Source organism: Pirellulales bacterium, assembly GCA_035939775.1.
GTDB lineage: Bacteria > Planctomycetota > Planctomycetia > Pirellulales > DATAWG01 > DASZFO01.
Genome location: DASZFO010000329.1, coordinates 1 through 11172, shown reverse-complemented (window position 1 = coordinate 11172; position 11172 = coordinate 1). Strand labels below are relative to the sequence as shown.

At 61.7% G+C, this 11172-nt stretch carries 14 protein-coding genes; 13 read left to right on the top strand and 1 reads right to left on the bottom strand.

Going from position 1 to position 11172, the window contains the following annotated elements; translation table 11 throughout:
* From VGY55_21125 to VGY55_21085, 9 genes are all read left to right on the top strand, one after another.
* On the top strand, positions 1–264 hold a 264-nt coding region (locus tag VGY55_21125; protein HEV2972488.1), incomplete at its 5' end, for a hypothetical protein.
* Positions 265–311: 47 nt separating this feature from the next.
* Complete coding sequence (locus tag VGY55_21120; protein ID HEV2972487.1) at positions 312–875, top strand: hypothetical protein; 564 nt, start codon at positions 312–314, stop codon at positions 873–875.
* 68 nt (positions 876–943) lie between these two features.
* Positions 944–1231, top strand: a complete 288-nt coding sequence (locus VGY55_21115; protein ID HEV2972486.1) for a hypothetical protein — start codon at positions 944–946, stop codon at positions 1229–1231.
* Positions 1232–1346: 115 nt separating this feature from the next.
* Positions 1347–1580 (top strand): hypothetical protein, encoded by a 234-nt coding sequence (locus VGY55_21110; protein ID HEV2972485.1) that lies wholly within the window; start codon positions 1347–1349, stop codon positions 1578–1580.
* Complete coding sequence (locus VGY55_21105) at positions 1577–2131, top strand: ParB N-terminal domain-containing protein (GenBank protein HEV2972484.1); 555 nt, start codon at positions 1577–1579, stop codon at positions 2129–2131. The genes VGY55_21110 and VGY55_21105 overlap by 4 nt, the downstream gene beginning before the upstream one ends.
* 106 nt (positions 2132–2237) lie before the next feature.
* A complete protein-coding gene (locus VGY55_21100) occupies positions 2238–3452 on the top strand; it encodes a GNAT family N-acetyltransferase (protein HEV2972483.1) in 1215 nt (404 codons plus the stop codon).
* A complete protein-coding gene (locus VGY55_21095; GenBank protein HEV2972482.1) occupies positions 3449–3892 on the top strand; it encodes a hypothetical protein in 444 nt (147 codons plus the stop codon). The genes VGY55_21100 and VGY55_21095 overlap by 4 nt, the downstream gene beginning before the upstream one ends.
* Before the next feature lie 87 nt (positions 3893–3979).
* Positions 3980–5614 carry a hypothetical protein gene (locus tag VGY55_21090; GenBank protein ID HEV2972481.1) on the top strand — a complete coding sequence of 545 codons (1635 nt, stop codon included), beginning with the start codon at positions 3980–3982 and terminating at the stop codon, positions 5612–5614.
* A 164-nt stretch (positions 5615–5778) separates the two neighbouring features.
* Positions 5779–7263 (top strand): phage portal protein, encoded by a 1485-nt coding sequence (locus tag VGY55_21085; protein HEV2972480.1) that lies wholly within the window; start codon positions 5779–5781, stop codon positions 7261–7263.
* Positions 7264–7291: 28 nt separating this feature from the next.
* Here the strand turns inward: VGY55_21085 and VGY55_21080 are convergent, their stop codons facing one another.
* Entirely contained in the window at positions 7292–7828 is a 537-nt protein-coding gene (locus VGY55_21080; GenBank protein HEV2972479.1) for a hypothetical protein, read from the bottom strand.
* 573 nt (positions 7829–8401) lie between these two features.
* On the opposite strand from VGY55_21080, the gene VGY55_21075 reads away from it, so the two are divergent.
* From VGY55_21075 to VGY55_21060, 4 genes are all read left to right on the top strand, one after another.
* The gene (locus VGY55_21075; GenBank protein ID HEV2972478.1) at positions 8402–8584 is read left to right on the top strand and encodes a hypothetical protein; all 183 of its coding nucleotides are present in this window, start codon (positions 8402–8404) and stop codon (positions 8582–8584) included.
* A gap of 300 nt (positions 8585–8884) precedes the next feature.
* Positions 8885–9949: a hypothetical protein gene (locus VGY55_21070; GenBank protein HEV2972477.1), complete on the top strand. Its 1065-nt coding sequence runs from the start codon at positions 8885–8887 to the stop codon at positions 9947–9949.
* Positions 9950–10041: 92 nt separating this feature from the next.
* The gene (locus VGY55_21065; GenBank protein HEV2972476.1) at positions 10042–10554 is read left to right on the top strand and encodes a hypothetical protein; all 513 of its coding nucleotides are present in this window, start codon (positions 10042–10044) and stop codon (positions 10552–10554) included.
* A gap of 387 nt (positions 10555–10941) precedes the next feature.
* Positions 10942–11172: hypothetical protein (locus VGY55_21060; protein ID HEV2972475.1), on the top strand; the 231-nt coding region annotated here is incomplete at its 3' end.

Below are 11172 nucleotides of genomic sequence, written 5' to 3'. Positions count from 1 at the left end.
CAAGCGGTCGCCCGCGCCGCCGAATTGAACCCCGAGGACCTGGCCGAGGCACTGGCCCGCGTGGTTCGCGAATTCGCCTACTTGCCGGTCAGCCGCGCGCAGGCCGCCCGCGAGATCGGCCTTTCGGAAGACAACTTGGCGGCCGCGATGCGCGATTCGCACGACCCGATACTATTGACGCTCGTCGAAGGCCGCCCTGTGCTTCGCGGACAATGGGAGAGCAGCTTCGCCGAGGCAGCGACGCTGGCGCGAAGTGGCAAGTGACAAGTGGCAAGTGATGAGTGTCAAGTGACAAGTAACTGAGGTCTACGATGAAAGAGTTCACACCCTTCAAAATCGCGGCGTTAGCCGCGCCGATCCTGGCCCTCGGCCTCTGGCCTCTGGTCTCTGCCTCGGCCGCATGCCGCGTGAAAACCGAGGCGATCGCAACGAACGTGGTCGCGGTACCGGTGGCGGTCGCCGTCGGCGTGCCTGTGGCCGAGGCCGCGCCGTATTACTACAGCTATCAAGCCGTCGCTCCGCAGCCGATTCCGTTGGGGCGGAATGATGCCGAAATCGACGCAATCGCGGCCAAGGTGGCCGAAAAGCTAAGGCAATCGAACGCTAGTGCTTCAACGTCAGCGGTCCCCGTGAACGCGCCGCTGCGATCGACGCAATCGCCCGCGGCATTGACGCTGCTCGCGCAGAAATGCGCCACGTGTCACGCCGGCGCCGAGCCCAAGGCAAGCCTCTCGCTGGAGAACGTCGGTACGTTGAATTGTGAAACGCGGCTCAAAGCGATTCGGGCCGTGCTCACCGAAAAGATGCCGAAGGGCGGCCCGCGGCTGACCCCGGAAGAGGCCGGCAAGGTGCTTGAGGAGCTGACGCGCGAGTGACAAGTGAGTAGGGCACGCTGTGCGTGCCCTTGTGGTAGACGTTTCAATTCTTTCTAGGAGAACTTGCGATGAAGAGATTTGTGAATCTGGCGGTGGTGGCGACGATGCTGTTGAGTATTTGCGGTGGCGTCGCATCGGCGTGTCCGGTGGCAACGAGCGCCGTCGCCGTGCAAACCGTGGCGGCGCCGCTGGTCGTTCAAGCGGCGCCGGTTATTGTGCAATCCGCACCAGTCGTGACAACGCTTACTCTGCCGACAGTCACCGTGCTGGCGGTCCCGACCGTGGTGGAAGAAGTCGTGAAGGTCAAGCCGCACCGGCAGTTCCGCACGCCGGTCCGCAGCCTGCTGTTCCGCTAATCTCGATCGATGAAAAGTGCAGAATGCGGAACAAAGAATCATCACACCGATTCCGCGTTCCGCATTCTGACTTCGACATTTCCCAGGCGATTTCTCTGCCGCAAAAGACACTCCGATGACACTCACGCCAGGCAATCGCATCAACTTGTCGCCTGCGGATTGGATCAAGGTGCTCACGTTTCTCGCCGTGCAGACCGCGGCTCTGATCGGCGTGGGCGTGGATATGCGCGAGCGGCTGGTGGTGGTCGAGACCCGCCTGGCCGTTCGCGACGACAACCTCCGCGAGCTGCGCACCGAGCTGGGCGACCTCCGCACCGAAATTGCCGAACTAAGGAAGAATAGCCGATGAAAATCCGCGATCGAATCAAAGAACTGCGGCGCGTTCCAGCCGCGGAGCTGCGGCCCAATCCGCGGAACTGGCGAGCGCATAGCGACAACCAGCGCGATGCCCTGCAAGGCATCCTGGCGGAAGTCGGCTACGCGGGAGCGCTCTTGGCTCGCGAGCTGCCCGACGGCTCGCTGGAATTGATCGACGGTCATTTGCGAGCGGAGACCACGCCCGACATGCTGGTCCCCGTGCTAGTGCTCGACGTGAACGAAGACGAGGCCAACAAGATTCTGGCAACGCACGATCCGCTCACCGCGCTGGCGGGCAGCGACAAAACGGCCCTCGAAAGGCTGCTCGAAGACGTGCAGACCGAGAACGCGGCCGTGCAAAGCCTGCTGGACGGTCTGATCCCCGTGGCGGCCGTTCTGGAAAACGATGAACCATCGACGCCAGACATCAACATTCCGCGGCTGTTTCAAATCGTCGTCGAATGCCGCGACGAGGAAGAGCAGCAGGCGGTTTACAAGCGGCTGACGCGGGAAGAATTCAAATGCCGTCTAATAACGCTGTGACTTAGCTATTTTGGATTTTCGATTGCCGATTTTGGATTGATGCGCAAGCGCACTTGAATCTCGGACGCTTAATCCAAAATCCAAAATCGAGAATCCAGAATCCATAATGCCGCTCATCCACGTCGTTAACGAATGCCCGCTCTACAATTCCTTCCGCGTCCAGCAGGTCGCCGGGATGTTTGATGTGCCGCTGAAGGACAAGCTGAGCGAACGATTCGCGGTCGAATTGCCGGAATTGGGGGACGACTGGCGTATTGGCATGATCGTCGGGCCATCGGGCAGCGGGAAGACGACGCTCGCGCGCCGGCTGTTCGGCGACAATTTGATTGAGCAAGCGGATTGGCCCGAGGACCGAGCGATCGTGGATTGCTTCGGCGAACTGCCGGTTCGCGAGATCACGGACCTGCTGACGGCGGTCGGCTTCAGCTCGCCGCCGTCGTGGGTCAAGCCGTATCGCGTGTTGAGCGGCGGCGAGAGATTTCGCTGCGATCTGGCGAGAGCGCTGGCCGCCACCAGAGGTCAGAAGTCGGAGGTCGGAGATCGGAAGTCGGATGCGTCGGCTTGCAAGTTCCGACGTCCGACCTCCGATCTCCGACCTCCGCTTCCTGGCCTCCGGCTGGTCGTCTTCGACGAATTCACGAGCGTCGTCGATCGGACGGTGGCAAAGGTGGGCTCGGCCGCCGTCGCCAAAGGGATTCGCAGCGGGAAGATCGGCTGCCGGTTCGTCGCGGTGACCTGCCACTACGATGTCACCGAGTGGCTTGCGCCCGATTGGGTGCTCGACATGGCGAGCAAGACGTTCCAGCGGAGGTCGCTTCGGCGACCGGCGATCGAGCTTGAACTATTTCATTGCCGGAGTCGTGCATGGTCCCTGTTTGCGAAGCATCACTATCTGAATGGCGGGTTGAACCGGTCCGCGCGCTGTTTCCTGGCGGCCTGGGAAGGAGCGCCGGTGGCGTTTTGCGCGACGCTGCCGGTGGTCGGCCGCCGCAGGCGTTGGCGAATCTCGCGGCTCGTTACCTTACCGGACTACCAAGGAATCGGCATCGGGCTCCGCGTCGCGGAGGCGGTCGGCGATTTACACAGCGACCAGGGAGAGCGGTTCAGCATCACGGCCAGCCATCCGGCCGTGATCGCCCATTGCCGCGCTTCGCCACGATGGCGCGCGACGGAGGTGAAGAAAACTGGCTCGGCGCCTACTCGCGGGCTTCCCGACTACCGAGGCTCGACCGGCCGAGCCGTTGTGTCGTTTGAATATGCTACAACTGCAACGTGCTGCCTCGCTACCGGGGCGATCAATCAACGAGAACCAACTGCGTGAGACTCGATGAAACCAAACGACGCGAGGTCTGCGCGATTCTCGCCGTCGGCGGGACGCGGCTCATGGCGGCCTCGTACGTCGGCTGCGCCCCCTCGACGATCCGCCGCAGGGCTCTGCGTGATCCCGAGTTCGCCGAGCAGTTGCGCAAGTCGGAACTCAGCGCGGAAATCACCTTCCTCAAGAGCATTCAGGCGGCGGTCGGCGATGTCAAGCAGTGGCGAGCGGCGGCCTGGGCGTTGGAGCGGTTGTTCCCCGAGCGCTACGCCCGCCGTTCGCCCGATTCGATCACGATCGAACAGATGACGGAAATCATCAAGGCCTTGGCCGGGATCATAGTCGGCGAGATTCCGGGCAAGACGCTGCGCCAGCGCGTGCTGGCGCGGCTGGCCGAGCTGCTCGCCGACCGGCCGAGAGCAGTTCCGAAGCGCCCCAAACCGTAGGGTGCGTCAGCGCTGCGCTCGACGCACTCTACAACTGCACGTCGATTACGGCACACGGAGTTTGCCTACTACCTTAACGAGGGCATCGTGCAAAGCAACTTGATCTTCGGCTGGCGCGGGATTGACCTCGGATTGGCGAACCGCTCGGCGCGCATCCTGCGCGATTCGCTCGCGGAGGAGTTTTCGGCCGAGCGGAGCCAGGCCGCCGCGGCGCGGGAGTGGAACTTGCTCGTTTGGGCGCGGGCCTATCTGCCGGACCATTTCCGCCGGTCGCCGTCGCGGATGCATTGCTGGCTTGCCGAGCAGCTCGAGGAAATGAAAACCGAGCGCGGGCGAAAGTTGAACGTGCTCGGCCCGCGCGGCGGGGCGAAATCGACCATCGGCACGCTGGCGTTCGTCCTTCGCTCGGCGCTCGAAGGACGCGAGCCGTATATCTTGATCATCTCCGACACGAAGCACCAGGCCGTTGGCCATCTTGCGAACATCAAGATCGAGCTGCGCGAGAACCCGCGGATCGCCGCCGATTATCCGGCGGCGTGCGCGACCGCACCGAAAGCGTACCCGGTCTGGCGCGCGAACGCCGTGGGGCTGGCCAACGGCGTGACGATCGAGGCCTTTGGAACAGGCCAGCGCATCCGCGGCCGAAGGCAGCGCGAGCATCGGCCGACGCTCATCGTCTGCGACGATCTCCAAGACGATCGGCATATCGAATCGAGCCTGGCCCGCGAACACTCGGCTCGCTGGTTCCATGGCACGTTGATGAAGGCGGGCACCAAACGGACGAACGTCGTGAATCTGGCGACTGCGTTGCATCGCGAGGCGCTGGCGCTGGAGCTGCACGAAACCCCCGGCTGGACCTCGCGCCGCTTTCAAGCGATCGAGCGCTGGCCCAACAACATGCAGCTTTGGAGCGAATGGGAGCAGATTTACGCCGACGTCGAGCGGCCGGATAGCCGTGAAGCGGCGCGAACTTTCTTCCACGCCCATTGCGCCGAGATGGAGGCCGGCGCCGTCTTGCTCTGGCCGGAGGAAGAGGACCTGTACACGCTGATGTGCATGAGAGTCGAGGCGGGGCGGACGGCGTTCGAGCGCGAGAAGCAAAACGTCCCGATCAATCCTGAATTGTGCGAATGGCCCGAGGATTACTTCGGGGATTGGCTCTGGTTCGACGAATGGCCGACCGACGTGCAGGTGAAAACGCTGGCGCTCGATCCAAGCAAAGGAAGCGATTCGGGCCGCGGCGATTACTCGGCCTTCGTCATGTTGGCCGTCGATCGCCATGGGATGCTCTATCTCGAAGCCGACCTGGCCCGCCGGCCGACGCCCCAGATCGTCAGCGACGGGGTCGAGTTGTGCCGGCGGTTCAAGCCCGATGTGTTTGGCATCGAGATGAACCAGTTTCAGGAGTTGCTCGCGGGAGAATTCACGGCCGAACTCGCCCGGCAACGGCTTTACGGCGTCGTGCCATGGGGAATCGAGAACCAGGTGAACAAGCAAACGCGGATCCGGCGGCTCGGGCCGCTGCTTTCAAAGCGGCGGCTCAAATTCAAATCGCATTCCCCTTCGACGCGGATGCTGGTCGAGCAGTTGAAAGAATTTCCAGTGGCCGATCACGACGACGGTCCGGACGCCGCCGAGATGGCGATCCGCCTGGCCGCCGATTGGCTCGCCGATCGCCGGCCGGTGGATGGACTGGGAAATCGATTCAAGGTGAGTGTGTGATGCCCCAGCGGCGAATGACGAATGTTTACGGAATGTCGAATGTCTAATGACGAATGTCTAAGGAATGACGAAGCACGAATGACTAATCGCAAGCGGAAGCAATTCGTGCTTCGTCATTCGGACTTCTTTAGACATTCGACATTCCAAATGAAAGGTGAAAAACCATGCCAACAACGGACTCTCCACTCTCTCGCCTCGAGCAGCGGCTGCAAGAGGCTTATGAGCAATTCTGCACGACCATTGTCGACCCGCTCGATGCGCTGTTCGATGGCGATGGCACTCCCTGGCTTCCGCTTGGCGGCGGGTTGGATGCCGTGGCCGTTGGCGGCTGGGGCCCGACCACCGAGACTCAGCTTCGCGAAATTCGCAATCAATGCCGGCTGCTCGCGCTTTCGAACGAATTTGCAATCAACGGGCATGAGAACCGAGTGAGCTTCATTGTCGGCTCGGGGCACACCTACCGCGCGGCGGTCAAGAAAGGACAGCAGGCGCCGCCCGAATGGCCCGCGGCCGTGCAGGCCGTGCTCGATGATTTCGTGACGACGAATTCCTGGCAGCGGCGGCAGCAGGAGATCGTGCTCCGCCGCGATCGCGACGGCGAGGTGTTTCTTCGTCTGTTCGCCGCCGCCGACGGCACGACGCGAGTGCGCTTCGTCGAGCCGGGTCAGGTCGCCACTCCGCCCGACCGTGCCGCCGATCCATCGGCCCATCTGGGAATCCTCACGGATCGGGATGACGTGGAAACGGTGCTCGGCTATTGCGTCGATGGCCAGATCGTCGATCCCGGCGAGATTCAGCATCGCAAGGCGAATGTGGATGGCAATGTGCGACGCGGGCTGCCGCTTTTCTTCCCCGTGCGCAAGAATCTCCGCCGGGCGGAAAAGCTGCTCCGCAATATGAGCGTCGTGGCGGAAATCCAATCGGCGATCGCGCTCATTCGCAAGCACCATCGGAGCAATCGCAGCGCGGTCGAGCAGTTCGCCTCCGCGGGGGCCGGCGCCAGCGTGACCAACACGCTCACCGGCCAGACCACGAACTTCAAGCGCTACGGTCCGGGCACGATCCTCGACACCCATGCCGACATCGACTACGACTTTCCCGCCGCGGGACTCGATGCCGGCAGCTTCATTGCCGTGCTGCAGGCCGAGCTGCGGGCGATCGCCAGCCGCCTAGTCATGCCCGAGTTCATGCTCACTTCCGACGCCTCAAACGCCAACTACGCCTCGACGATGGTGGCCGAGGGCCCCGCGATGCGGATGTTCGCGCGGCTGCAAGCGGAGCAAGTGGCCGACGACACCGAATTGATGTGGCGCGTCGTGGCCAATGCGGTCGCGGCGGGGCAACTGCCGCGCGAGGTGCTGGCGACGATCGAAATCATCGGCGTCGCGCCGTCGCTCGCCGTGCGCGATCAGATGCAAGAGACCCAGCGCTTCCAAATCGAGAACGCCAACGGCATCCTCTCGCCACAAACCTGGAGCCAGCGATTGGGACTCGACTATGAGCGGGAGCAAGCCAATTTCGCAGCGCATGCGGGGCGCGCAGGCAATCAAGCACATGGCAATCAGAAGTCGACGGAGATCGACGCCGGCGTGCTACCGCTCGATGTGAGCGCGGGAAAACTATTGGGAGTGGCGAACGGGGCGTTCTAGTCGCAATCCTGCAACTACGTTGTCGCCGTCATTTCGCGCCGAAAAGCCAACTGCCGAACACAATGGGTATCCAAATCGCAAAGAATACAATGAGCGCGCTTCCAACCAGCTTTAGACGATCCGCGATCCATCCGGTCTCCGACTGACGGCCAGGACGAATCCTGAGCAGTACATGCCAGTTTCCCCTCGGATAGTTTTCGATACGATATCGCGTTGGAAATGCTGGATCGTACACCCATCCGCCCTTGACCGTGATGTAATGTGAGGGTCCGGACCATTTCCGATGGCGGATCACAAGGACAAGAAGCTCATCCGTCTTGATAAGTCGGAAAACCGGGTGGAACCATCCCGTTTCGGGGGTTCTCCAGTCGGTGTTGGTCAAGCATTCAAGTAATGGCACGATTTCTTGAGTACCTACGCCGCGTTCCCCTGGGCGAGCAGGGCTGTGTGCGGCGGCAGTCTCGTAAGGCACGTTTGCCGCAATGGCGGCAGCGGCAATCCCGCAGTCGTTAATGTGGCGCTGCCGGATATGCGACAGCGGTCGAACAAGAAGGAAGAGGATCACGGTCAGACTCCTCGCAAACTCACCGTCAACATGTTGGCTCAGTGATTCTCTGCGACATCGAACCATTATAGAAGACTCAAAATCGGCCTGAAAGGCCGGCGGAGCCCAGCCCAGGGCGGAGTCCGCCGACGGCGGATGGAACCCGCTGGGTCACGATCGCATTCAGAATTCAAAGCCCTGAAAGGGCGACGGAGCGACGTTGATGGCTCAATCGCGGACTCACAAGTGCGACGATCGTTTGATTGGGATGGAGACTCCGCGCGGACCTTCAGATCGCGTGGAATCTCCCTCGCCCTTTCGGGGCTTGGCCGGTTCTTATCGCATCGGTTCCCAGGGTTGCGCTGGTCGTCCTTGCGGACGACGTTGCTTCACCCTGGGCTGGGCTCCTTCGGCCTTTCAGGCCGATTGCGGAAAACGCGATCGCTGTCCGGCCGACTGACGAACGCGCACTTGCAATCTTGTCGATCAATGAACGCGCGATTGCGATCGTGCCGACCGACGAAATTGCAGATTCTCGGGAGTGGCACAAAATCCGACCTTGAGAGAATAGTGTAAATATGTATACTACACCCCATGCTTACGCTGCGGAACACGACGGTGAATCAGACGAAGGTGAGCCAAGTGGAATCCGCTTTGGCGGAGTTGCTGGCCGAGTCGCTGCGGCGCGGTTTTCATGGCAAGGCGGCGATCGAATTGGCGATCCAAGACGGCACGATCCAGCACATCCGCCGCTTGGTCGAGCGAATTGAGAAATAAGCTACGGGGAAATCATCCACAGATTTCACAGATTGACGCAGATTGTTTTATGAGGAGACCAGGAAGGCAGGAGAGGGATGTCGCAAATCCTGGCCTCCTGGCTTCCTCATAAAAAATCCCTCGTAATTCATCTGTGGAAATCTGCGAAATCTGTGGATAAGAACGGATTCGTAACACAATCCAGGTATCGAGCCGAGCCCGCAACGGAATCGGCAAGAGCCCACCGGCGCGGTCACCGCGCCGTGTGGGCTTTTTAATTGGTCTCGGTGTCGCGTGCTTAACAGAAAGGGAAGAAGTTCGATGGACGAAACGATTCAGGAATACTGCGATTCGCGCGGCGTGCGGGTGCGGGTGGATCGCGCGGCGGGCGTGATTCGCGGCGTGAAGATTCTCGGGCTGCATTCGCGGAACGGCCGCGAGTATTTGCCCGAGGCGCTCGGCCGGGCCGCGGCCCTCTATGAAGGAGCCAAAGTGAATGTGAACCATCCCAAGGGAAGCGCGCTCGCCCCGCGCGACTACCAGGACCGGATCGGCGTGGTCCGCGGCGTCGAGGCGCGGCCGGGCGAGGGATCGTTCGGCGATCTGCACTTCAATCCGAAGCATGCTCTGGCGGAGCAATTGATCTGGGATGCCGAGCACGCCCCCGAGAACGTCGGCTTCTCGCACAACGTGCAAGCCCGCACCGCGCGGCGCGACGATCTGCTCGTGGTCGAGGAGATTACGCGCGTGCAGAGCGTCGATCTGGTCGCCGATCCGGCCACGACCCGCGGGCTGTATGAACAGTCGGCAGGAGGCGGGGGGCAGGAGGCAGGAAGCAGTCGGACTTCGGCGAGTTCAGTCGAGGCGCACGAGGCAGTTGGCTTGAAGGGCGTGACGCTCGAGCAGCTCAAAGCCGAGCGATCCGATCTCGTTCAGGCGATCCTGCAGGAATACACGTCGGGTGCCATGCCCATGGCTCGACATGGGCATGAGCCGCAACGAGGCATGGCCACTCAGGGCAGTGGCCATGGCGCCCCTGCTACCGTCACGCCGGCCGGCGACCGGGAGATTGACCTACGCGGCTTGAAGGAGCGGCTCGAAGCATCCGAGGCGCGAAACGCCGCGCTGTTGCTGGAACAGAGCATTGCCGAGGAATTGGCCGCGGCGGGCGTCCCGCGGACGTTGGTCACGGACCTGTTTCGTGAGCAGCTCCGCGCCGCCGCCGGCGCCGATACCCGGCGGCAGTTGATGCTCGAACGGCTGCAAATCGCTCGCGCGGCGGGATCGGCGAGGCCGTTGAGCAAAGACCAATACCTCACCGAGTCGGCAGGCCCGCGCCGGCTGCCGACCGACGCGAAAAGCTTCACCAATTTGATCACAGCCTAATGTGGAAGCGGCGTCCCGCCGCTTTTTCAAACGCGGCGATACGCCGCGTCTACGCTCGAGCGACCTCCACCCAAAACCAGAGGAAACTTGTCATGAGCAAACTAATCGACTTGCTGGACCAACTCAAACATCGCCGCACATTCGGGTTCATGGACGATTTCGATTCGTACGTCACCGCCCAGCGCTGGACAAGCGTGCTCAGCCACGCTGGATCGGTCGCGGTCGGCGACGGCGTCGGGGGCATTCTGACTGTGGTCCCCAGCGGCGGCTCTGTAGCAGCCAACGACGAATCGTACGCTCGCACCACCGCCGCGCTGTTCCAGTTTGCCGCCGACCAGCCGATCGTCTTCGAGGCCGCCGTGCAGTTCACCGAGGCCAATGGCAACAAGGCCAATGTCCTGGTCGGCCTGATGGATTCGGTGGCCGCGGGGGCGCTCGCCAACGGCAGCGCCGGTCCGAAGGCGTCGTACTCGGGCATGGTCTTCTTCAAGGCCGGCGGGAGCAACGTCTGGAGTTGTCAGACCTCTATCGGCGCGGCGCAAGCCACCACCATCACCACCCAAACGGCCGGCGGCGCGAACTATCAAACGCTCACCGGACAATAGCAGCCGATCAATTCCACTCAGGCCGAAGCGGCGTTCTTCATCGACGGGCTGCTCGTCGCGCGGCAACTCTTCACGTTTACCAGCGGCGCGCTGATGCAGTTGTGCGCTGGCATGAAGAACGGCAGCACGAGCAACGAATTGCTGAACGTCGACTACTTGGCCGCGTATCAGCTCCGTTGATTTGAACATCGTGGGAATGACTAATGACGAATAACGAATGTCTAAAGAATGACGAAGCACGAATGACTAAATGTCTGCTGTCATCCCATTCGTCATTCGGCCATTCGTCATTGGGCATTCCTTAGTCATTCGTCATTCGACATTTGTCATTACTTCGCTTAGGCACATACCAAACACTCTCCTACTCACCTCCAGAGGCTCAAAACCATGACACGTGCCCTCAACTATCGGGAACTGAAACGGCTTTACGAGACGATGGGATCCAAAGAGGTCTGCCGTCACCTGCGTGAATCTCTGGCCAACCGCGACTTGCGGCCGGAGGATTTTTCGCTTCGCGATCTGGCCGAAGCGACGATCCCCGACGGCCGGGAGTTCGTCCGCCTGCTCGATCCGCGCTCGAAGGCCGGCGGGATCGACCTGTTGGAAGCGGCCGACGCA

Coding starts and splice junctions, on each gene's coding strand:
- VGY55_21120 (HEV2972487.1), top strand. CDS start 312: ATGAAAGAGTTCACACCCTTCAAAATCGCGGCGTTAGCCGCGCCGATC.
- VGY55_21115 (HEV2972486.1), top strand. CDS start 944: ATGAAGAGATTTGTGAATCTGGCGGTGGTGGCGACGATGCTGTTGAGT.
- VGY55_21110 (HEV2972485.1), top strand. CDS start 1,347: ATGACACTCACGCCAGGCAATCGCATCAACTTGTCGCCTGCGGATTGG.
- VGY55_21105 (HEV2972484.1), top strand. CDS start 1,577: ATGAAAATCCGCGATCGAATCAAAGAACTGCGGCGCGTTCCAGCCGCG.
- VGY55_21100 (HEV2972483.1), top strand. CDS start 2,238: ATGCCGCTCATCCACGTCGTTAACGAATGCCCGCTCTACAATTCCTTC.
- VGY55_21085 (HEV2972480.1), top strand. CDS start 5,779: ATGCCAACAACGGACTCTCCACTCTCTCGCCTCGAGCAGCGGCTGCAA.
- VGY55_21075 (HEV2972478.1), top strand. CDS start 8,402: ATGCTTACGCTGCGGAACACGACGGTGAATCAGACGAAGGTGAGCCAA.
- VGY55_21070 (HEV2972477.1), top strand. CDS start 8,885: ATGGACGAAACGATTCAGGAATACTGCGATTCGCGCGGCGTGCGGGTG.
- VGY55_21065 (HEV2972476.1), top strand. CDS start 10,042: ATGAGCAAACTAATCGACTTGCTGGACCAACTCAAACATCGCCGCACA.